Below are 22613 nucleotides of genomic sequence, written 5' to 3' on the forward strand. Positions count from 1 at the left end.
TAGATTGGTCGGTCAGGTTTGCGTTAGTACCGTTTTGAACCCCAGCAGCTTGCCGCCTTCGCCTTCACCCAGCGCTAGCACGGGTATTTGCGGGCCTGTGCCAAAGCGGTAGACCTGCGTGCCACTCAACTCCTGCTTCAAGTACATCTGCAAGCCCTTGTAACGGTTGGCCAGGGCGGGGTCGTCGAGCACGCCGTTGTCGGCGGTATGGTTGCTTAGGAAAGCGGTCAGCTCCAGCTTCTCGACGGCCGTGCCGGCCGGCACGCCGGCCAGTTGGCAGAGGGCAGCGTTGGTGAGGCCACCGGCCGGGGCCGTGAAGCTCACCGGCTCCAACGCCGCCTCTGCTTCACTGATGAACTGCAGGCCCTTGGTCATCTCGCGGATGGGTGCCAGAGCAGAGTCGTCAGCGGCAGCAGTAGCAGTAGCAGTAGCGGCAGTAGCGTCATCCGATTTTGCGGCCTGGACTTCTGGCTCGGAGGCTTCCACGGTTTCGCGGCCGCCCTTGGTGTCGCGGGGGTCGTCGGGCAGCTCGGGCGTGCCGGCTACCACGGTGGGCACCTGGGCCCCGATGGCGGCGGCCAGTTGATTCATCCGCTGTTCGGCCACCTTTATTTTGGGGTTGGCGAAGTTCATATCGGCCACTTTGTTCATCGGAATCAGGTGGATGTGGGCGTGGGGTACTTCGAGCCCGATAACGGCCACGCCCACCCGCTTACACGGTACGGCGGCCTGCACGCCCCGGGCCACGCGCTGGGCAAACAGGTGCAAAGCGGCCAACTCGCTCGGGGGTAAGTCGAAGATGTAATCAACTTCACGCTTCGGAATCACGAGCGTGTGCCCTTCCACGAGGGGCGTAATATCGAGGAAGGCCAGGTGGTGCTCGTCTTCGGCTACTTTGTAAGCGGGCAGCTCACCCGAAACGATGCGGGAGAAAATGGAAGGCATACTTTCTGAGAGGTGAGAGGTGAGAGGTGAGAGGTGAGAGGTGAGAGGTGAGAATGGTACGGGATTCAGTGTACCGGTGCGGTCATCGTGAGCCGTAAGTTTACGGGCTTCCCACAAAAAAGAAGAGGTGAGGCCCAAATCGGGTCTCACCTCTCACTTCTAATTTCTCACCTCTAAAATGCTAGCGACTGATTTCCAGCACCTGGAACTGTAGCTTGCCAGCCGGCACCGTGATTTCGGCCGTATCGCCCACCGACTTACCCAACAAGCCTTTCCCGATTGGCGACTTGACGGAGATTTTGCCAGCGGCCAGGTTGGCTTCTTCCTCCGCTACCAGCGTGTAGTCGAGCACCATGTTGTTCTTCAGGTTCTTGAGCTTCACCTTGCTCATAATGAGCACCTTGCTCAGGTCGAGGTTCGACTCATCGAGCAGGCGGGCGTTGCCCATAACTTCCTCCAGCTTCGATATTTTCAGCTCTAGCAGGCCCTGGGCATCCTTGGCGGCGTCGTACTCGGCATTTTCGCTCAGGTCGCCCTTGTCCCGGGCCTCGCGCAGGTCTTCGGCAGCCTTGGCCCGGCCCCGGATTTTGAGGTCTTGCAGCTCGGTCTTGAGCTTCTGCAGGCCCTCGGGGGTATAGTAATTGATGGTGGACATGGGAAGATGATGTAAGCTCAAAAAACAAGGAGAACGGCCAGCGTCGCTGGCCGTTCTCCCCCTATCAGGTTTAGGCAAATATACGAAACGCGGCGGGAAAACGGTGAATACGTGAATGAGTGATTCGGTGAATGCGTACGGTTCTGTTGTTCATTCGTTCACCGGGTCGCTCGTTCATTCATTCCCCGTTTTTCCGCCCCAGAAACACCCCCAGCTTACGGGCCAGCACGGCGTTGATGCGCTCGTAGCTCTGGTAGCTCCAGCCGCCGATATGGGGCGAGAGCACCACGTTGGCGGCCGTGCGCAGGTAGTCGAAGCGGGCCTGCTGCTCGGGGCTGAGGGTGGCGAGCTTCTCGTTTTCGAGCACGTCGAGGGCCGCGGCGCGCACCTGGCCGGTACGCAGGCGGCTCACCAGCGCGGCGTGGTCGAGTACTTCGCCCCGGGCCGTGTTCAGTAGCCAGAGCGGCTGCGCGAAGCCGGCCAGCAGCTCCTGGTTCACGAAATGGTGGTTGGCTGCCGAGTACGGGATGTGCAGGCTCAGCACCTCGGCGCGGGCCTGAAGTTCAGCCAGCGGCACCAACGTGGCATACCCATCGGGCGGGCAGGCAGGGTCGTGGTCGTGGGCCAGCACGGTGCAGCCGAAGGCGCTCAGGCGGCGGGCAAAGGCCCGGCCCATGTGCCCGTAGCCCAGCAGCCCGATGATTTTACCCCCGATTTCCTCGCCCCGGTTGGCCTCGCGGTGCCACTGCCCGGCCCGCACCTCGGCATCGGCCCGCGGAATATGACGGAACAGCGCTAGCAGCAGGCCCACGGCGTACTCACCCACCGCGTCGCGGTTGCCTTCGGGGGCGTTGAGCAGCGTTACGCCCGCCTCGACCATAGCGGCTTCATCAATGTTATCGACCCCGGCCCCGGCCCGGCACACGTAGCGCAGGTGCGGGCCGTGGGCCAGCAACTCCCGGGTCACGCGCAGCTTGGAGCGCACCACCAGTCCGTCGTAGGGGTGGTCAGCCAGGGCGGCGGGCACCTCAGCGGCCGTTAGGTCGGGCCGGTAGTGCAGCGTTACGCCCAGCGGCTCCAGGTACGCCGGCAGGCTGGGGTGCATGTCGTCGATGACGAGGCAGAGGGACATTTTTGAATTAAAAATTGAGAATTAAAAGTTAAAAATCGGAATGCGTTTCACTCTTCTCAAAAAGGCCCTACTTGGTGAAGAATCGTATCAGCAGCCACTTGAGTCAGCGTTTGCATCAGCTCTTTTCTTTCTAAAGGCCCTATTCGTCTTTCATTTGCTTCAGATAGCGACTGCACCTGAGTTGGATACAGCATATAAAGCTCAACGCCAACCCGCACCACCAGATACTCCCCGCAGGTCTGCGTATTGTATATCGTTTCCAGGAGTGGTTCACTGCCATAATCCGCATCGTCTTGGTACCAATGCAAGGCCGTCCCATCATCCATTGCCGCTGTATAATATTGTCCTGCCACGTGGGTAATATTATCCTCATTAGGTATCAGGCTAAGTGCCCACCGGCAGTTAGTCAGCAAGAATAAGCCCGCAGCTAAGAGCAATAAACAGCGAACTGTTTTTCGTGAAGCCAACATTCTACTCGCTCTTGTTCTCCGCCACTCGGTTTGTCAACCCCACGAAATCGGCCACGCTGAGCTGCTCAGCGCGCAAGTCGAAGATGGGGTCGATGGTGGTTTCGGGAGGCATGCCGAAGGGCTTGAGGGCGTTGCGCAGGGTTTTGCGGCGGGTAGAAAAGGCCTGCTTCACGACCCGGAAGAACAGCTTTTCGTCGCAGGCCAGCTGTTCGGTGTCGTTGCGGGTGAGGCGGATGACGGCCGACTGCACCTTGGGCGGCGGGCTGAACACGTGCGGGGGCACCGTGAACAGGTATTCGATGTCGTAGAATGCCTGGAGCAGCACGCTCAGGATGCCGTAGGTTTTGGAGCCCGGGCCGGTGGCCAGGCGGTCGGCCACTTCCTTCTGCAGCATACCCACGCTCTCGCGTACCTGCTGGCGATGGGCCAGAATCTGGAAGTAGATCTGGCTGCTGATATTGTAGGGAAAGTTGCCGATGATGCTCAGCGGCTGCTCTCCATAGAGCGCCGTCAGATCCATTTTCAGGAAGTCCTGGGAGTAAATCCGGTCTTCGAGGGCCGGGTAGTGCTTCTGCAGGTAGGCCACCGAGTCGCGGTCGATTTCCACCACGGCCGTCTCGTACTCCGGGTGCAGCAGCAGCGTCTGGGTCAGCACGCCCATACCCGGCCCGATTTCGAGCACGTGCTTCACCTCATCAGGCAGGCGCAGGGCCTCCACAATGTTGCGGGCAATGTTGGGGTCGTTGAGAAAGTGCTGACCGAGGTGCTTTTTGGCTTTAACGGAATCCATTCTTCTGGAGAAGTGAGATATGAGAAGCGAGAAGTAAGATGGGCAGTAAGACCAGGAGAATTAAAAGAACGTGTCATGTTGAGCATTCTGCGCATCAAGCAGAGACGGAGCGAAGTCGAAGCATCTCTACCGCAGTGGTGATCCTGACGCCTGGGTTAGCGCTGCAACGAAACGGTAGAGATGCTTCGACTATGCCTCCGGCTACGCTCAGCATGACAATAGTCTCACTTCTCCAAACTTCCTACCTTCACGGTCAAAGATACGCCGATGCCGGCCGTTTCTGCCGGCCTGCGGGCTGCAAGGCGGCCGACTCACTCATTTTACCTGTTTCTTCCCATGCCCCTATCCCTCGCCTACGCCGCCGATTTTCCCGCCATTGCCAGCACCGTGTTCATTCTGCCCAGCGGCACGAAGGAGCTGCCCGTAACAGCCGCCGCCGATCTGCCCGAGGCCGCCCGCCAGTACGTGGCCGCCCAGCTGACCGCCGACGAGAAGTTCGTGGCCGTGAACCAGTACTCGCACCACCACTACTACGTGGTGGCCGAGGAGAAGAAAACGGCCGCCCTGGGCTGCGAGGCCCTGCGCAAGGCCGGCCATAAGCTCCACGCCCGCCTCAAGGCCGATAAAGTGGAGGAACTGTTCATCTGCAACCTCACGCCCGCCGGCGGTTCGCTGGCTTTAGCTGAGGGCCTGGCCCTGACCGCCTACCAGTTCGAGGGTTACAAAACCGACGAGAAATCGAAGAAAGCGCCGGTGCTCCAGCAGCTCACGCTGGTTGGCCCCGATTTGTCGGCCGAGAAAGTAGCTGAGCTCGACGGCCTGCTTCAGGGCGTGTACCTGGCCCGCGACCTGGTGAACATGCCCTACAGTCACCTCAACGCCACTCAGCTGGCCCAGCAGTTCGAGCAGGCTGGCGACGCGGCCGGCTTCGACGTGGAAATTCTGGACTTCGTTCGCATCGAGGCCCTGCGCATGGGCGGCCTGCTGGCCGTGAACCAGGGCAGCCCCGAGCCGCCCACGTTCACTATTATGGAGTACAAGCCTGAAGGGGCCACCAACGCCAAGCCCATCGTGCTGGTAGGCAAGGGTGTGGTGTTCGATACCGGCGGGCTTAGCCTCAAGCCCACACCCAACAGCATGGACCTGATGAAGTGCGACATGGGCGGCTCGGCCGTGGTGGTGGGCGTGCTCACGGCGCTGGCCAAGAACAAGGTGCCGCTGCACGTAATCGGGCTGGTACCGGCCACCGACAACCGCCCCGGCGGCCCCGCCCTGGCCCCCGGCGACGTGATTACGATGTACAGCGGCCTCACGGTAGAAGTGCTCAACACCGACGCTGAAGGCCGCCTGATTCTGGCCGATGCCCTGGCCTTCGCCAAAAAATACGACCCCGAACTGGTCATGGACTACGCTACGCTCACCGGCTCGGCGGCCCGCGCCATCGGCATCGAGGGCATCGTCTACATGGGCACGGCCGATGAGGACGTAATGGCCGACCTAAAGAAAGCTGGCCACACCACCCACGAGCGGCTGGTAGAATTCCCCCTCTGGGACGAGTATGCCGACCACATCAAGAGCCCCATTGCCGACATGACCAACTTGGGCAAGGCCGAAGCCGGCGCCATTTCGGCCGGTAAGTTCCTGGAGCGCTACGCCGAAGGCTACCCCTGGGTACACTTCGATATTGCCGGCCCCGCCTTCCTCACCGCCCCCGACTCCTACCGCGGCAAAGGCGGCACCGGCACCGCCGTGCGCCTCACGTATGAGTTTTTGAAGAGCCGGGTGTAAGGCCAGAACGACAGGAAAGGAACGTCATGTTGAGCGCAGCCGAAACATCTCTACCGCTTCGTTGCCACTAACAGGTTTACCACTGCGGTAGAGCTGCTTCGACTCAACTCAGCATGATATTCTTTTTTGTCCGCCCTCCCCAGCCCCACTAAGCCCTAACCCCATAAGACCTACTACAAGAATGCTCCCACGAATTGGTATTTCCGTCGGTGACCTGGCCGGCATCGGGCCCGAAGTCATCTATAAAACCTTTCTCGATCCGCGCCTGCTCAAGTTCTGTACGCCCGTGGTGTACGGCACGGCCACTGTTCTTTTTGACGACTTTCCCACCGACGGCCAGCACGAGCCGCTCACATTCCGACAGGTGCGCGAGGCGGCCGACATTGCCCCCGGCAAGCACAACGCCGTAAGCTGCTGGGAGGGCGACGACGACGTGCAGCTCACGCCCGGCCAGCCCAGCGCGGCCAGCGGCGCGGCGGCCCGCCAGAGTCTGCTCGCCGCTGCCCGCGACCTGAAGGCCGGTCTGCTCGACGCCCTAGTCACGGCCCCCATCAGCAAGGAAAACACCCAGGCCGACGACTTCCGTTTCCCCGGCCACACCGAGTTCCTGACCACCTTCTTCGAGGCCAAGGAAAGCCTGATGCTACTCGTGGCCGACGACTTGCGGGTAGCCACCGTTACGGGCCACATTCCGCTCAAGGATGTGGCCAGCCGCCTCACCAAGGAGCTGCTCACGGCCAAGCTGCGCATTTTGCTGAATTCGCTCAAGAACGATTTCGGCATCGAGAAGCCCCGGGTAGCCGTGCTGGGCCTTAACCCCCACGCCGGCGAAAATGGCCTGCTCGGCACCGAGGAAGCCACCATCGTGACCCCCGTACTCCAGCAATTCCAACAGCAGGGCCACCTCACTTACGGCCCCTACCCCGCCGATGGCTACTTCGGCACCGGCCAGTTCAAGCAGTTCGACGCCACGCTCTCCCTCTACCACGATCAGGGCCTGATTCCGTTTAAAACCCTGGCCTTCGAGCGGGGCGTGAACTACACGGCCGGCCTATCGGTGGTGCGCACTTCCCCCGACCACGGCACCGCGTACGGCATCGCCGGCCAGTTCAAAGCCGACGAAACATCCTTCCGCGAAGCCTTGTACCTAGCCTGCGAACTGGTGCGTTACCGCCAGTCCGAATCCGAAATCAAGCCTCTCATTCCCGCCCCCGCCCCACGCGGCGGTAGAAGGGAGTAACTAGGGAATTCAGAACGTCATGCTTGATCTGGCGGCCGCGCAGCCAAAGCATGACGTTCCTTTGAATTTCTAAACGGCTCCCTCATATTTAACTCCATTTTCGAAATTTTCTTTCCAAAATCGGAAGTTTCTTTGCGAATTCAGAATCATGTTTTACCTTTGCAGCAGAGACGCCGGAACCGGCTTGGTTCCGGCGTTTTATTTGCCCTTCGCTATCAGCTAGTAGCTAACCGCTCATCACATGCTCCAAACCCCCGCCGATTACCGTACTGCCCTGCGCCGCCTCGATGCGCTGGCGGCGGCCGGCGTGGAGGGCAACACGGCCTTGGAAACGGAATTTCGGGAGCTGATTACGGCCCTTGATATTTATGAAGGCAAGCTCGGGCTGTTGCCGATTCCGAACTTACCTACTTCGCTGGCCGAAATGATTGAGCTCAAGCGTCAGCAGATGCGCCTCAAGCAAAAGGAGTTGGCCGAGCTGTTGGAAGTACCCGCCAGCCGCCTCTCCCAGATTCTGAGCGGCAAGCGCCGCGTGACGCTGGACCTGGCCAAGCGCCTCTACGAGCGGCTGGGCATTCCGTCGGATTTTATTCTCAAGAACGCCTGACCCCCTTCGCCTGCCCGGCTTTTACATACCGGGCAAAAGTGTATACTTTTGCCCCCTTGCAACTACCTCCCGTGAAGAAGGATTCTCCCTATAATATCAACATAGCCCGGCTAGCCGATAAAACGCACCACTTTGCGTTCGACCTCGACCGGGCCTTCTTCGAGCAATTCGATCAGGAGCTCATTCCCGATGGCCAGATGCACGCCGACGTGACGCTGATCAAAACGGAGCGCCTGATTACGGTCGACTTCGACCTGAAAGGCACCGTGCGTCAGGTTTGCGACCGGAGCCTCGACGACTACGACCAAGAAATCGACACCCACGAGCAACTGCTTGTGCGCTTCGGCGACGAGGAAAAGGAGCTCGACGACAACGTGCTGCAAATCACGCCCGATACCCAGACGTTGCCACTGGCCCAGCACCTGTTCGACTACATCGGACTGGCGCTGCCCATGAAAAAGCTGCACCCGCGCTTTCAGAACGAGCCCGACGACGAGCCCGACGCCAAAACCAAACTCATCTTCACGACCCGCGGCGAAGCGCCCGACGATGATGAGGACGATTCCGACCCGCGTTGGAACGCGCTCCGCAACCTTAATTAGCAGCCCTAGCGGCGCGCTGACGTTTACTTTTCAACTTTTCTTTTTTACTTTTTTTTCAGCATGGCACATCCTAAACGGCGGACCTCATCCGCCACCCGCAACAAGCGTCGCAGCCACTACAAGCTCACTCCTAAGCCCGTTACGCTCTGCGCCAACACCGGCGAATTGCACCTTCGCCACAAGGCCTACGTAGTAGACGGCGACCTGTACCTGAACGGTAAAGTAGCCATCAAGGACTACGCTCCGGTAGCCGCCGCCGCTCCGCTCGACAGCGACGACGAATAGCCGGCCTTTTTAGCTGATGGCTGATAGCTGTTAGCTGTTAGCTTTTCTCCAAACGGAAGCTAACGGCTAACAGCTATTAGCTGACAGCCAAAAAAAAATTCTGATCCTCTTGACTTTCCTTTCATGAAGATAGCCCTGGACGCAATGGGGGGCGATTTTGCCCCACAGGCCGCCGTCGATGGGGCCGTGCTGGCCGCCGCACAGTTGGCAGGCAAGGCTCAGATAGTACTCATCGGTCAGCCCGACGCCGTTCGCCCCTTGCTCGCGCAGCATGGTGCTGCTGCCGAGGACCTGATCCTGGTACCCGCCTCCCAGATCATCGACATGGGCGAGCATCCGGCCAAAGCCTACCAGCAGAAGCAGGATTCGAGCATTGCCGTTGGGTATCGGATGCTGGCTTCCGGCGAGGTGGAAGCCTTCTGCTCGGCCGGCAACACGGGCGCCATGCTCGTGGGGGCCATGTTCAGCGTAAAACCCGTGCCCGGCGTACTGCGCCCGGCCATCGCCAACTTTGTGCCCAAGCTCCACGGAGGCATGGGCATTATGCTAGATGTAGGGGCCAACGCCGAATGCAAGCCCGAAATGCTGGAGCAGTTCGGCGAACTGGGTTCCCTTTACGCCCGCTACGTACTCGGCATTGCCGAGCCCAAAGTGGGCTTGATGAACCTGGGCGAGGAAGAAGGTAAAGGCACGGCCAACAGCCAGGCCGCGCACCAGCTACTAAAGGTGAACCCGCACCTGCGTTTTATCGGCAATATCGAGGGCCGCGACCTGTTCAACGACAAAGCCGATGTGGTGGTCTGCGACGGGTTTACGGGCAACGTGCTGCTGAAAATGGCCGAGTCGGTGTACGACATCATGGCCGACAAGGGCATAGGCATGGGCGACCCTTTCTTTGCGCACTTCAACTACGAGTCAATTGGCGGCTCTCCCATTCTGGGTATCAACGACAACGCCATCATCGGCCACGGCGTGAGCACGCCCACTGCCATCTGCAATATGTTGCTGCAAGGTTACCAGATGGCCAGCGCCGGCATTGCCGACCAGATAAAAGCTACCTTCAAGTCCTGAATGCGGCGGTAGGTCCGGTCCTTCTCTGGGGTCGGACTTTTTGCATACCGCCTGTTTCGTCCCTTCTCTGCTCTCATGAAGATTACCGCTGCCATTTCCGGGGTGGGTGCTTACGTGCCCGACTACGTACTGACCAACCAAGAGCTGGAAAAACTGGTGGACACAACCGATGAGTGGATTCTGAGCCGGACCGGTATCAAAGAGCGGCACATTCTGAAGGGCGAAAACCAGGGCACCTCGGTAATGGGCATTAAGGCAGTGGAAAACCTGCTGGCCAAAACCGGCGTGGCCGCCGCCGACATCGACCTGATTATCTGCGCTACCACCACGCCCGATCTGGTGTTTCCGGCTACGGCCAACATCATAGCGGCGGCCGTGGGAGCTACCAAGTCGTTTAGCTTCGATATGCAGGCCGCCTGCTCGGGGTTCATGTACGCGCTGGCTACCGGCGCCCAGTTTGTGGCCAGCGGCACCTACAAAAAAGTGGTGGTGGTAGGGGCCGATAAGATGTCGAGCATCATTGATTACACCGACCGCTCGACCTGCATCATTTTTGGCGACGGTGCCGGAGCCGTGTTGCTCGAACCCAACCACGAGGGCCTCGGCCTGCTCGATCAGGAGTTGCACTCCGATGGCCGCGGCGAACAGTACCTGCACCAGAAAGCCGGCGGTTCGCGCCGCCCGCCCTCGGCCGAAACCGTAGCGGCCCGCGAGCATTACGTTTATCAGGAAGGCGCCGCCGTGTTTAAGTTTGCCGTAAAAAGCATGGCCGACGTAGCCGCCCAGGTGAGTGAGCGCAACGGCCTCACCCCCGATACCATCGACTGGATTGTGCCCCACCAGGCCAACAAGCGCATCATCGATGCCACGGCTCACCGCGTGGGCATCGGCCCCGAAAAGGTGATGCTCAATATCCACCGCTACGGCAACACCACCAACGGCACCATCCCGCTCTGCCTCTCCGACTACGAGCAGCAGTTGCGTAAGGGCGACAACCTCATCGTGGCCGCCTTCGGGGGTGGCTTCACCTGGGGCGCCCTCTACCTCAAGTGGGCCTACGATGGCGCCGCTGCCGCAAGTAAAAATTAACAATTAGGAATTAGCCGCTCAACGCCGCTCCCAAAGTGCCGCTAACGGATGATTTTTGATTCCTGATTTTTCAATTCTTATTTGCTAATTCTTACTTCATACTTGAAAACATGGCCACCACCGCAGATTTCCGCAACGGGCTCGTAATCAACTACAACAACGAGCTGCACGTCATCACCGAATTTCAGCACGTGAAGCCCGGCAAGGGCCCGGCGTTTGTGCGTACCAAAATGCGCAACATTAAAACCGGCCGTACCCTCGATAACACCTTCAATGCGGGCGTGAAAATTGAAACGGCCCGCGTGGAGCAGCGCCCCCACCAGTACCTGTTCAAAGACGACTACGGCTTCACGTTCATGGACAATGCTACCTTCGAGCAGGTGGTCCTGAACGAGGAGATGGTGCCCTTCGCCGACTTGATGAAGGAAGGCCAGGAGGTAGGTATTCTGTTCCATGCCGAGACTGAGCAGCCCCTCACGGCCGAGCTGCCGACTACTGTGGAGTTGGTGGTTACTTATACTGAGCCCGGCCTAAAGGGCGACACGGCGACCAATACGCTCAAGCCGGCCACCGTTGAAACGGGTGCGCGCATTCAGGTGCCCCTGTTCGTTGATACCGACACCAAGATTCGGATTAAAACCGCTGACTACAGCTACGTCGAGCGCGTCAAATAAGCAGCCTGCCACGCCTTTTCCCACCACCATGAAAGCCAAAGAATTACAAGACCTCATCGACTTCATTGCCAAATCGGGCCTGAACAAAGTCAACATCGAAACCGACGAGTTCAAGATCTCGGTCCAGCGCGATGCCAACTACAAGCCCCAGGTAACTATGTCGGCCGCCCCGCCACAGGTTGCGGCCCCCGCCGCCGCGCCAGCCGCCCCGGCCGCCGCCAGTCCCGCCGCAGCCCCCGCCGCCGAAACGCCGGCTGCCAGCACGGCCGTGCCAGTGAAGTCGCCGATGATTGGTACGTTCTACCGCAGCAGCAGCCCCGAAACGCCGGCGTTCGTGCAGGTAGGCGACATGGTGGAGAAGGGCCAGGTGATTTGCATCATTGAGGCCATGAAGCTCTTCAACGAAATCGAAGCCGAGCAGTCGGGCCGCATCGTGAAGGCGCTGGTCGACAACGCCACGCCCGTGGAGTACGACCAGCCGCTGTTCCTGATTGAAGCGATTTAATTTGAGACATGAGATGGTGAGTGGTAAGAGGTGAGACTACGTTCTATTTTCCGTTAGGATTTATTGGACTGTGTGCTCACCTCTCGCCTCTCACCATCTCGCTTCTACCCCAAAGCTGTGTTTAAAAAAATACTGATTGCCAACCGGGGCGAAATTGCGCTGCGCGTGATTCGGACCTGCAAGGAAATGGGCATCAAGACGGTGGCCGTGTACTCGACGGCTGATAAGGAAAGCCTGCACGTGCGCTTCGCCGACGAAGCCGTGTGCATCGGTCCGCCCGCCTCGGCCCAGAGCTACCTGAGTATCCCGACGCTGATTGCGGCGGCCGAAATCACGAACGCCGACGCCATTCATCCGGGCTACGGTTTCCTGAGCGAAAACGCCGAATTCTCGCGGGTATGCCACGAAAACGGCATCAAGTTCATCGGCGCCTCACCCGCCATGATCAACCAGATGGGCGATAAGGCCTCGGCCAAAGCCACCATGATTGCCGCCGGCGTGCCGGTGGTGCCTGGCTCGGTAGGTTTGCTCGAATCGGTGGAGCAGGGCAAGCGGATTGCTGCCGAAATCCAGTACCCGGTCATCATCAAGGCCACGGCTGGCGGTGGTGGGCGCGGTATGCGCATCATCAACTCGGAAGACGAGTTTGAGAAGGCCTGGAACGACGCTCGTACCGAGTCGAAAGCGGCTTTCGGCAACGACGGCATGTACCTGGAGAAGTTCGTGGTGGAGCCCCGCCACATTGAAATCCAGATCTGCGGCGACCAGGCGGGCCACGTCTGCCACCTTTCGGAGCGCGACTGCTCGATTCAGCGTCGCCACCAGAAGCTGGTCGAGGAAGCGCCTTCGCCCTTCATGACTGACGATCTGCGCGAGCGGATGGGTGCGGCTGCCATTGCCGGCGCCGCCGCCATCGGTTACGAGGGCGTGGGCACAGTGGAATTCCTGGTGGATAAAAACCGGGATTTCTACTTCATGGAGATGAACACCCGCATCCAGGTGGAGCATCCCGTGACGGAGGAAGTAATCAACTACGACCTCATCAAGGAGCAGATCAAGCTGGCGGCGGGCATCCCGATTTCGGGCCGCAACTATGCCCCCGAGATGCACGCAATGGAGTGCCGCATCAACGCCGAGGACCCAGCCAACAACTTCCGCCCCTCGCCCGGCAAAATCACGACCCTGCACATTCCCGGCGGCCACGGCGTGCGCGTAGATACGCACGTGTACGCGGGCTACACCATCCCGCCCAACTACGACTCCATGATTGCCAAGCTCATCACCGTAGCCCAAAGCCGCGAGGAGTGCATCGTGAAAATGAAGCGGGCGTTGAGCGAGTTTGTGGTGGAGGGCGTGAAAACGACCATTCCGTTTCACCTCAAGCTCATGGACAACGAGCAGTTTAAGGCCGGCGACTTCACGACCAAGTTCCTGGAAACATCCTTCGACTTCTCGGACCTGTAGGCAAGCCAGATCCAAGGTCTTACGCAAGGGCGCCCTATTAGGGCGGCCCTTTTGTTTGGGCAGGAAATCAATCTAGCACCACACTTGGCAAATAGAACATTATCCATTTCAAAGACCAGCTGAACTTCACTCAACACGGTTAATGAGGCATCGTTAATCAACCAAAACAAGACAAATATGGGTAAGTAAGCACTTACTATTTATTTACAAGAGCCCGAATACTATTGCACAATTCCTATTCACCGTGCTTATACTTGTGGTGTTCTACTATTCCAACCAAAACACCCACAACTATGCTAAGCAAATCGACGGTGGCCCTTGCCGGGCTGCTGACGGCCGGCACGCTATTGGCCGGCTGCTCCAAGGAAACGGCCGCGCCGGCTTATCCTACGCCCCAGGCAACGGCCGCCAGTCCGCAAAACGCCACGGTGGCCAACGGCGTGATGATGCAGGGCTTTTACTGGGATGTGCCCCTGAGCACCCCGGCCGGCACTTGGTGGCAGAACCTGGGCGCCAAAGCCACCGAGCTGAAAGCGGCCGGCATTACCGCCATGTGGATTCCACCGGCTTACAAGGGCAGCGGCAAGAACGATGTGGGCTACGGCGTGTATGACCGGTACGACCTGGGCGAGTTCAACCAGAAAGGCACCGTGGCGACCCGCTACGGCACTATCGGGCAGCTGCAATCTGCTATTGGGGCGCTGCACGGGCAGGGTATTCAGGTGTACGAGGACATGGTGATGAACCACCTGACCTCGGCCGACAACCAGGAACTGGCCAACAACCAGTACAACGTGTACACCAGCTTCACGTACCCCGGCCGCAACAATACTTACAGCAACTACCAGTGGCACTGGTACAACTTCTCGGCCACCCAGCAAGCGCCCAACAACGGGTGGTATCAGTGGGCGGCCTACGATTTCCAGCCCTACGCCAACGGCGACGCCTACGATAACCTGCTGGGCTCGGAAATCCGCTACAACGATATCAACAACGCCAACGAAACCATCGGCTGGGGCAACTGGATTACCACCAAGCTCAACCTCGACGGCTACCGCCTCGACGCCACCAAGCACATCCAGACGACCTACCTGAACCGCTGGCTCGATGCGGTGAAAACCAACGGCCGCTTTGCCGTCAGTGAGGCCTGGTTTCGGAACCTCCAGGATATGAACAACTACGCCGCCGCCACCGGGGGCCGCACCAGCCTGTTTGATGTACCGCTGCACTACACCTTCGCCGACATGAGCAACGGCAACGGTAGCTGGGACATGCGCGGGCTGCAGTTCGCCGGCTTCACGGAAGCCAACGGGGCGCTGTCGGTTTCCTTTGTCGATAACCACGACACCGACCAGACGGGCGGGGCACTGTTTTCGCCGGTTTCCAACCTCAAAATGCTGGCCTACGCCTACATCCTGACCCGCGAAAAGGGCTATCCCTGCGTGTTCTACAAGGATTACTACGAATACGGCCTGGGCGCCCAGCTTAAGAAACTCATGCAGGTTCGCCAGGCCAACGCCTACGGGGCGGCCACCGAGTACACCAGCGTGAATGATGCCGATGTGTACGCTTATTCCCGCGCCGGCGATGCCTCGCACAAGGGCCTGCTGGTGTTGCTGAATGACGGTGGTTCCAGCCGCAGCAAGGGCATCACGACGCCCTTCAAAAGCGCAACCCTCACCGACCAGACCGGCAACGTAAGTGGCACCGTGACCACCAACGCCAGCGGCTACGCCACCTTCTCGGTGCCGGCCCGGGGCTATGCCGTGTGGGTACCAACCGGTGCCACCACCACTATGCTCCCGCCCACTTCGGGCACTACGGCCGTAACGTTCAATGTAACATACAGCAACACCACCAGCGGCCAGGATGTGTACGTAGTGGGCAGCACGGCCCAGCTCGGTTCCTGGAACGCGGCCAGCGCCATCAAGCTCAGCGGCGCAGCCTACCCCAAGTGGAGCGGCACCGTGAACCTGACCAGCAACACGGCCGTGCAGTACAAATACCTGCGCAAAGACGCGGCCGGTAATGTGCTCTGGGAAGGCGGCGCCAACCGCGCCTTTACCCCTTCCGGCACCACCACCACCCGAACCGACACTTGGCAGAATTAGCCACTACCCCGTGTTCTGCTACCCATAAAAGAGGAGGCCGGCCATTTGGCCGGCCTCCTCTTTTATGGGTAGCAGAATGATACGACGCACTACTTAGCTGCTCCCTCACCGTGCTCAATTTCATGGACCAACTCCCCGTACCAGCCCTCGCCGTACTTACGAATCAGGGGTTCTTTTAAGAACTGGTAGATGCGCACGCCCAGGTTGGCCCCGAACGAGCAGGCAGGCGAACAAATGGTCCACCGGTCGTAGTTGAGGGCCTCGAAACCGTCGTACTTCGTGATGCGGATGGGGTACAGGTGGCAGCTGATGGGTTTTTTGAAGCTGGTGGCCCCCGCCAGATAGGCCTGCTCGATGCCGCATTTGAGGATGCCCCGCTCGTCGTAGAGGGCGTAGGCGCACTCCCGGTCGTTGATGGTGGTGGTGCTGAAATCGCCCTCCCAGTCTTTGATGTAGCGGCCCTGCTGCTCGATGGCGGCGCGGCCGGCATCGGTGAGGAAGGGCTTGATGTTCTCATACTCTTGGTTGAGGATGTCCAGCTCTTCGGGCTCCAGGGGCGCGCCCAGGTCGCCCTCCACGCAGCACGCGCCCTTGCAGGCTTCGAGGTTACAGACGAAGAAGTTGTCCCGAACGTCGTCGGAAATGACGGTGTGCTGAATTTGGATCATATGCTGGTTGGTTTCTCGTGGAGGTCCGCTAGAAACTCCGCCGCAAAGATACCCGCAATTACCCCACCGACCAGAGGATTTGTTCCGTCAGCTCGCATTGGCGGTGGTGCGAATAGGTAGCCAGCGCCTCCTGCTGCCCCTGCCGGCCCAGGCGTTCCATCAGGCCCGGCTCCTGCAGCAGCCGCCCCACGGTCGCCCCGAAGGAGGCTTGGTCGCGCAACGCAAACAGCAGGCCGGTGCGGTTGTCGTCGAGCAGCTCACGGGTGCCCCCGGCGGCGGCGCCCAGCACGGGGCGGCCCGCCGCCATTGCCTCGATGGTTACCATGCCGTAGGTTTCGTTTACGGAGGCCGTAATGGAAATATCGAGGGCCCGGTAGGCTACTTCGGGCTGGGGCGTGAAGCCACGCAGGTGTACAACGTCAGTCAGGCCCAGTTCCTGAATGCGGGTTTGCAGCGCATCGGCGTAGGCGGTGCTTTCGTTGCGGGTCGGCTCGCCCACCAGCAGCAGGTGCAGCTGCGGAAACTGCTGGCGCAACGCTGCCAGTGCTTCCACCATAAAATCCTGGCCCTTGCCATCATCAAGACGGCCAATAAGGCCCAGCAGCACGGCGGCGGGGGGTAGCGCCAGCTGCAGGCGGTGGCGGGCTTCGGCGGTGGTCAGCCGCTCGTCGGCAAACCTCTCCAGCTCGACGCCCAGCGGTACAACGTGCAGCTTTTCGGGGGCCAAGCGGGTTTTCTCCAGCACCTGTTGGGCCAGGCCGGGCAGCGGGGCCAGCCAGGCCGCCAGCGCCCGGTAGCGCAGCGTGTGCACCAGTCCGCGCTTGGCCAGCCCCAACTGCATGTGTTGCTGGTAAATGAGTGGCAGCTTCGGCAGAAACAGCTTCTGGCAGAGCACGGCCAGGCCAAGGTCGCCGTTGCGGCTGATGAGCAGCGCCCGCGTCCCGAAGCCTTGCAACGCCGCGGCCAAGCGGCTGGCAGCCGGCACATCGAGGGCTTTCCAGCGGTTGTCGAGCGTTAACACGGTTATCCCCAGCTCGGTAGCGCGGGCGGCCAGCGGCGAACCGGCCCGGGTTATCACCTGCACCGGCCAGCCCCGCGCCCGCATCCAGCCGGCAAACCGGGCCGTGTTCAGTTCCAGCCCGCCCCAGCTGTCGGAAAGGCACAGGATGGTGAGGGGAAAAGGCGCTTGGGTTTCCATTGCGCGAAGATACAGGGCTTATTATCGGCTGAACTTTATCTTCATCACTTGGCCCCAGCCATTACTATTGATTCTTCTTGATCCATGAAAACCAGCTTTCTAACGCTATTTGCCACTGTTGCCGTGCTGTGCTCGACCTGTCAGTCACGCCCAGTACCCATTTATAATCGATACGGACTGTACCGCCTAGCCGTAGCTGGTAGCGGGTGCTTCGGGACTTGCCCTGCGTTTGCACTTGATATGGACAGTTCCCTTTCCTGCGCCTATTACGGAGGAAGATATGCCAAGCATGAGGGAAACTACCGCGGCAAGGTAGGTGCGCAACTTTGGGTGAAAGCCATAAAACAGGCTAATATGCTCAACCTGGACTCCTTGCCCGACGCCTACGCCCAGAACGATGACGCCGCCCTAGTCCAGTTCATCCTATATACCTCCAGCGGAGAAAAGCATTTCCTAGGCTCCGACGGCGCTTTACCGGATCCACTGTTCAAGCTATACATCTGGATAGCAACGCATGAATCGGCCCTGACGCTACGCCCCGCAGCCAACAGCATCCACTTCGCCACCTACGTCCAACGAGAGCTACCGGCACCGCCCATTTCCACTCGTCGTTCGGTGGCCCCCGCAAACTAGCTTTGTTTCTTCCATCCCCCGCCCGAAAGCCTTACCTTTGCTAACAAGCCAACCGGCTTAGTTTTCCGCTGCTGACTACCGAATATGGGACTCGATTATCACGCTTTACTGAACCCCTCGCAGGCCGCTGCCGTGATGCAGATTGAAGGCCCCTGCATGATTATTGCCGGCGCCGGCTCGGGCAAAACCCGGGTGCTTACCTACCGCATCGCCAACCTGCTCGAACAGCAGGTGAACCCGTTCAATATCCTGGCCCTCACCTTTACCAACAAGGCCGCCAAGGAAATGCGCGCCCGAATTGAGAAGGTCGTCGGCCCAGAGGCTAAGAACCTGTGGATGGGCACGTTTCACAGCATTTTCGCCCGCATTCTGCGCTCCGAAGCCGACAAAATCGGCTACCCCCGCTCGTTCACCATCTACGACACCCAGGACTCCAAAACCCTGATTGGCCAGATCCTGAAAGAGCTGGAATTGGATGACAAGATGTACAAGCCCAATATGGTGCTAAGCCGCATTTCGGGGGCCAAGAACAAGCTGATTTCGGTGCAGCAATACCTCCAGGACCCCGTGATAAAGCAGGACGATGAGGCGGCCATGCGGCCCAAGCTGGGCGTGATTTATCAGCAGTACGCCAACCGCTGCTTCAAGGCCGGGGCCATGGACTTCGACGACCTGCTCTACCAGACCAACGTGCTGTTTAAGGACCACCCCGATGTGTTGAACAAGTACCAGAACATGTTCAAGTACGTGATGGTAGACGAGTACCAGGACACTAACTACTCGCAGTACCTGATTGCCCGCAAGCTGGCCGCCAAGGAGCGTAACATCTGCGTGGTCGGCGACGATGCGCAGAGCATTTACGCCTTCCGCGGGGCCGATATTCAGAACATCCTCAACTTCGAGAAGGATTATCCCGAGCTGCAGGTGTTCAAGCTGGAGCAGAACTACCGCTCGACCCAGAACATCGTGAAGGCGGCCAACTCGGTTATCAAAAACAACCAGGCCCAGCTGCGCAAAGACGTGTTTTCCGACAACGAGGAAGGCCCGCTGATTGAGGTGTTCAAGGCTTCTTCTGACAACGAGGAAGGCAAGCTGGTGGCCCAGAGCATCTACGAGGACAAGATGAACCAGCATCTGTCCTACGACAACTTTGCCATTCTTTACCGCACCAACGCCCAGAGCCGGGCCATGGAGGAGTCGTTGCGCAAGCTCGGAATCCGCTACAAAATTGTGGGCGGCCTAAGCTTCTACCAGCGCAAGGAAATTAAAGACCTGGTGGCTTACCTGCGCCTCACGGTGAACCCCAACGACGAGCAGGCGCTGCGCCGGGTTATAAACTACCCCAAGCGCGGCATCGGCGACACGACGCTTGCCAAGCTCATCAACGCGGCCGAGGAAGCCAACCACACTATCTGGGAGGTAGTCAGCAACGCCGATAAGTTTCTGCCGACCCGCACGGCCAACCCGATTGTCGATTTTTCGGAGAAAATAAAGGCCTACACCACCGTGGCGGCCAAGGAAGATGCGTTTGAAGCGGCCAAGTTCATTGCCAAGAACTCGGGCATGGTCGAGGAACTCTATGCCGATAAAAGCATCGAAGGCCTTTCGCGCTACGAGAACATCCAGGAACTGCTCAACGGCATCAAGGCCTTCGTGGAAGACCCTGAGCGCGAGGACAAAACGCTTGGCTCCTTCCTGCAGGATATTGCCCTGGTAACCGACTCGGACCTCAAGGATGCTCAGGCCGAAGGTGAGCAGGTGACCATGATGACCATTCACTCGGCTAAAGGCCTGGAATTCCGCAACGTGTACATCGTGGGCATGGAGGAAAACCTGTTTCCGAGCCAGATGATGATTACCTCCCGGACCGATTTGGAGGAGGAGCGCCGCCTGTTCTACGTGGCCATCACGCGGGCCGAAAAGAAACTGACCCTCAGCTACGCCACCTCCCGCTACCAATGGGGCAACTTACGCAGCTGTGAGAAAAGCCGCTTTCTGGATGAAATCGACCCGAAGTACGTCGACTTCAAGTTCTCCTCGGGGCCCGGTCCCGACCGGGCCGGACCCGGCGAGTCGCCATTCGGGCACGTGTTTGAGCGCCGTTCGAACCTGATTCCGCCCCCGCCCCGTAAGAATGCCGCCACCTACTACGTGGCCCCCGCCGACTTCGCGCCCTCCGACACGAGCAAGCTGCAAACCGGCCAGCGCGTGGAGCATCCCAAGTTCGGCTTCGGCACCGTCAGTAAGCTCGAAACGGTATCGGGCTCCACCAAAGCCGTGATTCAGTTCGAGGAAGTAGGCGAAAAGACGCTGTTGCTGAGCTTCGCCAAGCTGCGGGTGCATTAAGCAGATTCTGGCCTTCCTGCGCTCCTTTGCGTTACTTTAGGGAAACGTAGCACGGCGAAGGCGCGTCACGCTGCCTCTGCCAAACCTTGCCCGACCAGTTTCTGTGCAAAGCACACGGCCAACAGGGTAATGTTTGGCGTATATTTGACCTTTCGAATACCATTTTCATGACCCTCCCTTCTCTTCATAAACACGAGCTGCTCCAGCGCGAATACGGCCAGAGTACGTTTGAGCTCGTCCAGCAGCTGGCTGCCATCGAGGACCGCGCCGAGCGCACTCGGCGGGCCCAGCAGATCGTCCAGCTCATCTTCCGCCTCCAGCCCACGCTACGCGACCAGCCCGACAGCCAGGCCAAAGTGTGGAACCACGTGTTTGAAATGGCCGACGGTGAGCTCGACGTCGATGCACCTTTTCCGTTGGTAGCCCAGGTGAACCTGGCCCCGCCCCAGCGCTTGGCTTACCCTACCAAAGGCCCCAAGTTTCGGGCCTACGGGCAGGTAGTGGAGCAGTTGGTCGCCCAGGCCCTGACGTTGGAAGACGCGACCGAGCGTGAGCAGGCGGCCATTGTTATCGGCCGGACGATGAAGTTCCTGTACCGCTCCCACAACAAGGAAAACGCCAAGGACATCACCATTATCAAGCACCTGCGGGAGCTTTCCAATGGCCAGCTCGACCTCGACCCCGACCGGGTAAATACCGAAAACCTGTTCGAGTTCACCACGGCCACCGGCCGGCCCGCACCCTTTATTGTGCCCCAACCCCGCCAGGAACGCGAAAACAGCAGCGGCGGCGGCAACCGTCGGGGCGGTAATGGCGGCGGTAGTGGCGGCAGTGGCAACCGTCGCGACAAGCAGCGCCGTGGGGGCCGTAAAAACCGCCAGGAGCCCCAGCAGCCTCCGCAGTAATTGGGTTTTAGCTATTAGCTGACAGCTGTTAGCCAATAGCTTTTTCAGTGCCTAGTTCCTATCAGTTCAATACCGAACATAAAAGCTGACAGCTATCAGCTAAAAGCTAACAGCTTAAAACGAATGGCCTCTTTTGAAGTAATTGGCGGCAAGCCGCTGCACGGTGAGATAGTGCCCCAGGGGGCAAAAAACGAAGCGCTTCAGATTTTGTGCGCCGTGCTGCTCACGCCTGAGCCCGTCACGATTACCAATATCCCCGACATCCGCGACGTCAACAAGCTCATGGAGCTGCTGCGCGACATGGGCGTGAAGGTGGGCAAGCTGGCTCCTGGTAGCTACCGCTTCCAGGCCGATAACGTGAGCCTCGACTACCTCGACACGCCCGAGTTCGTGGCCCAGGCCGGGGCATTGCGGGGGTCAGTGATGATTCTGGGCCCTATGCTGGCCCGCTTTGGGCGCTGCCAGCTGCCTAAGCCGGGCGGCGACAAAATCGGCCGCCGGCCGATGGACACGCACTTTCTGGGCCTCGAAAAACTGGGCGGCAAGCTCACGCTCGAAGGCAAGGACTTCTACCGCATCAAGGCTGAAAATGGCCTGACCGGCGCCTACATGATGCTCGATGAGGCCTCGGTAACGGGCACGGCCAACATTGTGATGGCCGCCGTACTGGCCCAGGGCACGACCACCATCTACAACGCTGCCTGCGAGCCGTATTTGCAACAGCTCTGCAAGATGCTGGTGCGCATGGGCGCTACCATCAACGGCATCGGCTCGAACCTGCTTACCATCGAGGGCGTGGAGCAACTCGGCGGCACCGAGCACCGGATGCTGCCCGACATGATTGAAATCGGCTCCTTCATTGGCCTGGCGGCCATGACGGGCTCCGAAATCACCATCAAAGACTGCCAGATTGCCGAGCTGGGCCTCATTCCCGACACCTTCCGCAAGCTGGGCATCAAGCTCGAATTCCGGGGCGACGACATCTATATCCCGGCCCAGCAGCACTACGAAATCGACACCTACCTCGACGGCAGCATCCTCACGATTTCCGACCACACCTGGCCCGGCTTCACGCCCGATTTGCTCAGCATTGTGCTCGTAGTGGCCACCCAGGCCAAGGGCACGGTGCTCATTCACCAGAAAATGTTCGAGTCGCGGTTGTTCTTTGTCGACAAGCTCATTGATATGGGGGCGCAGGTGATTCTCTGCGACCCCCACCGGGCCACCGTCATTGGCCTCAACCACCAGAAGCGCCTGCACGGCATCACCATGACCTCGCCCGACATTCGGGCCGGCGTGGCCTTGCTCATCGCGGCCCTCTCGGCCGAGGGCCGCAGCGTGATTGAGAATGTGGAGCAGATTGACCGCGGCTACCAGCACATCGACCAGCGCCTGATTGCTCTGGGCGCCCAGATCCGGCGCTTGTAAGCACCTC

Annotated in this window: 22 protein-coding genes; 15 read left to right on the plus strand and 7 right to left on the minus strand. The window is 59.6% G+C overall.

The annotated features are described in order from the left end of the window. Positions 1-12: 12 nt before the first annotated feature. The 5 genes from CDA63_RS21750 to rsmA form a co-directional block, all read right to left on the minus strand. The gene (locus CDA63_RS21750; protein WP_088464244.1) at positions 13-945 is read right to left on the minus strand and encodes a nuclease A inhibitor family protein; all 933 of its coding nucleotides are present in this window, start codon (positions 943-945) and stop codon (positions 13-15) included. A gap of 181 nt (positions 946-1126) precedes the next feature. Then, positions 1127-1600: a transcription elongation factor GreA gene (gene greA, locus CDA63_RS09640; RefSeq protein WP_088464245.1), complete on the minus strand. Its 474-nt coding sequence runs from the start codon at positions 1598-1600 to the stop codon at positions 1127-1129. A 178-nt stretch (positions 1601-1778) separates the two neighbouring features. After that, positions 1779-2732: an NAD(P)-dependent oxidoreductase gene (locus tag CDA63_RS09645; protein ID WP_088464246.1), complete on the minus strand. Its 954-nt coding sequence runs from the start codon at positions 2730-2732 to the stop codon at positions 1779-1781. Between the two features lie 56 nt (positions 2733-2788). Continuing rightward, positions 2789-3085 (minus strand): hypothetical protein, encoded by a 297-nt coding sequence (locus CDA63_RS09650; RefSeq protein WP_126546802.1) that lies wholly within the window; start codon positions 3083-3085, stop codon positions 2789-2791. A 118-nt stretch (positions 3086-3203) separates the two neighbouring features. Continuing rightward, positions 3204-3992, minus strand: coding sequence for a 16S rRNA (adenine(1518)-N(6)/adenine(1519)-N(6))-dimethyltransferase RsmA (gene rsmA, locus CDA63_RS09655; protein WP_088464248.1), 789 nt, complete (start codon positions 3990-3992; stop codon positions 3204-3206). A gap of 336 nt (positions 3993-4328) precedes the next feature. Between rsmA and CDA63_RS09660 the strand changes: the two genes are divergently transcribed. The 11 genes from CDA63_RS09660 (at position 4329) to CDA63_RS09710 (ending at position 15428) form a co-directional block, all read left to right on the plus strand. Continuing rightward, complete coding sequence (locus CDA63_RS09660; RefSeq protein WP_088464249.1) at positions 4329-5780, plus strand: leucyl aminopeptidase family protein; 1452 nt, start codon at positions 4329-4331, stop codon at positions 5778-5780. 181 nt (positions 5781-5961) lie between these two features. Next, positions 5962-7020: a 4-hydroxythreonine-4-phosphate dehydrogenase PdxA gene (gene pdxA / locus CDA63_RS09665; protein WP_088464250.1), complete on the plus strand. Its 1059-nt coding sequence runs from the start codon at positions 5962-5964 to the stop codon at positions 7018-7020. Between the two features lie 241 nt (positions 7021-7261). Further along, on the plus strand, positions 7262-7627 hold the full coding sequence (locus tag CDA63_RS09670; protein WP_088464251.1) for a helix-turn-helix domain-containing protein: 366 nt from the start codon (positions 7262-7264) through the stop codon (positions 7625-7627). A gap of 71 nt (positions 7628-7698) precedes the next feature. Next, a complete protein-coding gene (locus tag CDA63_RS09675; RefSeq protein ID WP_088464252.1) occupies positions 7699-8229 on the plus strand; it encodes a YceD family protein in 531 nt (176 codons plus the stop codon). Positions 8230-8289: 60 nt separating this feature from the next. Beyond that, entirely contained in the window at positions 8290-8514 is a 225-nt protein-coding gene (gene rpmF, locus CDA63_RS09680) for a 50S ribosomal protein L32 (RefSeq protein ID WP_088464253.1), read from the plus strand. A gap of 123 nt (positions 8515-8637) precedes the next feature. Beyond that, a complete protein-coding gene (gene plsX, locus CDA63_RS09685) occupies positions 8638-9585 on the plus strand; it encodes a phosphate acyltransferase PlsX (RefSeq protein WP_088464254.1) in 948 nt (315 codons plus the stop codon). A gap of 75 nt (positions 9586-9660) precedes the next feature. Next, the gene (locus CDA63_RS09690) at positions 9661-10674 is read left to right on the plus strand and encodes a beta-ketoacyl-ACP synthase III (protein ID WP_088464255.1); all 1014 of its coding nucleotides are present in this window, start codon (positions 9661-9663) and stop codon (positions 10672-10674) included. 110 nt (positions 10675-10784) lie between these two features. After that, positions 10785-11348, plus strand: coding sequence for an elongation factor P (efp, locus tag CDA63_RS09695; protein WP_088464256.1), 564 nt, complete (start codon positions 10785-10787; stop codon positions 11346-11348). Between the two features lie 28 nt (positions 11349-11376). Further along, a complete protein-coding gene (gene accB / locus CDA63_RS09700; RefSeq protein ID WP_088464257.1) occupies positions 11377-11853 on the plus strand; it encodes an acetyl-CoA carboxylase biotin carboxyl carrier protein in 477 nt (158 codons plus the stop codon). A 117-nt stretch (positions 11854-11970) separates the two neighbouring features. After that, the gene (gene accC, locus CDA63_RS09705) at positions 11971-13317 is read left to right on the plus strand and encodes an acetyl-CoA carboxylase biotin carboxylase subunit (RefSeq protein ID WP_088464258.1); all 1347 of its coding nucleotides are present in this window, start codon (positions 11971-11973) and stop codon (positions 13315-13317) included. 293 nt (positions 13318-13610) lie between these two features. Continuing rightward, positions 13611-15428, plus strand: coding sequence for an alpha-amylase (locus tag CDA63_RS09710; RefSeq protein WP_088464259.1), 1818 nt, complete (start codon positions 13611-13613; stop codon positions 15426-15428). Positions 15429-15517: 89 nt separating this feature from the next. Here the strand turns inward: CDA63_RS09710 and CDA63_RS09715 are convergent, their stop codons facing one another. Beyond that, the gene (locus CDA63_RS09715; protein ID WP_088464260.1) at positions 15518-16096 is read right to left on the minus strand and encodes a DUF3109 family protein; all 579 of its coding nucleotides are present in this window, start codon (positions 16094-16096) and stop codon (positions 15518-15520) included. A gap of 58 nt (positions 16097-16154) precedes the next feature. Beyond that, complete coding sequence (locus tag CDA63_RS09720; protein WP_088464261.1) at positions 16155-17294, minus strand: glycosyltransferase family 4 protein; 1140 nt, start codon at positions 17292-17294, stop codon at positions 16155-16157. A gap of 84 nt (positions 17295-17378) precedes the next feature. Between CDA63_RS09720 and CDA63_RS21585 the strand changes: the two genes are divergently transcribed. The 4 genes from CDA63_RS21585 to murA all read left to right on the plus strand — a co-directional run bounded on the left by CDA63_RS21585 (position 17379) and on the right by murA (position 22606). Then, positions 17379-17927 (plus strand): DUF6438 domain-containing protein, encoded by a 549-nt coding sequence (locus CDA63_RS21585; RefSeq protein ID WP_262490654.1) that lies wholly within the window; start codon positions 17379-17381, stop codon positions 17925-17927. A gap of 84 nt (positions 17928-18011) precedes the next feature. After that, positions 18012-20273, plus strand: coding sequence for an ATP-dependent helicase (locus CDA63_RS09730; protein WP_088464263.1), 2262 nt, complete (start codon positions 18012-18014; stop codon positions 20271-20273). Between the two features lie 167 nt (positions 20274-20440). After that, the gene (locus tag CDA63_RS09735) at positions 20441-21178 is read left to right on the plus strand and encodes a DUF4290 domain-containing protein (protein ID WP_088464264.1); all 738 of its coding nucleotides are present in this window, start codon (positions 20441-20443) and stop codon (positions 21176-21178) included. Between the two features lie 123 nt (positions 21179-21301). Beyond that, positions 21302-22606 (plus strand): UDP-N-acetylglucosamine 1-carboxyvinyltransferase, encoded by a 1305-nt coding sequence (gene murA, locus CDA63_RS09740; protein ID WP_088464265.1) that lies wholly within the window; start codon positions 21302-21304, stop codon positions 22604-22606. The last annotated feature ends 7 nt before the right edge of the window (positions 22607-22613 follow it).

It is taken from the genome of Hymenobacter amundsenii, assembly GCF_002204745.1.
Taxonomy (GTDB): domain Bacteria; phylum Bacteroidota; class Bacteroidia; order Cytophagales; family Hymenobacteraceae; genus Hymenobacter; species Hymenobacter amundsenii.

Coding starts and splice junctions, on each gene's coding strand:
- CDA63_RS21750 (WP_088464244.1), bottom strand. CDS start 945: ATGCCTTCCATTTTCTCCCGCATCGTTTCGGGTGAGCTGCCCGCTTAC.
- greA (WP_088464245.1), bottom strand. CDS start 1,600: ATGTCCACCATCAATTACTATACCCCCGAGGGCCTGCAGAAGCTCAAG.
- CDA63_RS09645 (WP_088464246.1), bottom strand. CDS start 2,732: ATGTCCCTCTGCCTCGTCATCGACGACATGCACCCCAGCCTGCCGGCG.
- rsmA (WP_088464248.1), bottom strand. CDS start 3,992: ATGGATTCCGTTAAAGCCAAAAAGCACCTCGGTCAGCACTTTCTCAAC.
- CDA63_RS09660 (WP_088464249.1), top strand. CDS start 4,329: ATGCCCCTATCCCTCGCCTACGCCGCCGATTTTCCCGCCATTGCCAGC.
- pdxA (WP_088464250.1), top strand. CDS start 5,962: ATGCTCCCACGAATTGGTATTTCCGTCGGTGACCTGGCCGGCATCGGG.
- CDA63_RS09670 (WP_088464251.1), top strand. CDS start 7,262: ATGCTCCAAACCCCCGCCGATTACCGTACTGCCCTGCGCCGCCTCGAT.
- rpmF (WP_088464253.1), top strand. CDS start 8,290: ATGGCACATCCTAAACGGCGGACCTCATCCGCCACCCGCAACAAGCGT.
- plsX (WP_088464254.1), top strand. CDS start 8,638: ATGAAGATAGCCCTGGACGCAATGGGGGGCGATTTTGCCCCACAGGCC.
- CDA63_RS09690 (WP_088464255.1), top strand. CDS start 9,661: ATGAAGATTACCGCTGCCATTTCCGGGGTGGGTGCTTACGTGCCCGAC.
- efp (WP_088464256.1), top strand. CDS start 10,785: ATGGCCACCACCGCAGATTTCCGCAACGGGCTCGTAATCAACTACAAC.
- accB (WP_088464257.1), top strand. CDS start 11,377: ATGAAAGCCAAAGAATTACAAGACCTCATCGACTTCATTGCCAAATCG.
- CDA63_RS09710 (WP_088464259.1), top strand. CDS start 13,611: ATGCTAAGCAAATCGACGGTGGCCCTTGCCGGGCTGCTGACGGCCGGC.
- CDA63_RS09715 (WP_088464260.1), bottom strand. CDS start 16,096: ATGATCCAAATTCAGCACACCGTCATTTCCGACGACGTTCGGGACAAC.
- CDA63_RS09720 (WP_088464261.1), bottom strand. CDS start 17,294: ATGGAAACCCAAGCGCCTTTTCCCCTCACCATCCTGTGCCTTTCCGAC.
- CDA63_RS21585 (WP_262490654.1), top strand. CDS start 17,379: ATGAAAACCAGCTTTCTAACGCTATTTGCCACTGTTGCCGTGCTGTGC.
- CDA63_RS09730 (WP_088464263.1), top strand. CDS start 18,012: ATGGGACTCGATTATCACGCTTTACTGAACCCCTCGCAGGCCGCTGCC.
- CDA63_RS09735 (WP_088464264.1), top strand. CDS start 20,441: ATGACCCTCCCTTCTCTTCATAAACACGAGCTGCTCCAGCGCGAATAC.
- murA (WP_088464265.1), top strand. CDS start 21,302: ATGGCCTCTTTTGAAGTAATTGGCGGCAAGCCGCTGCACGGTGAGATA.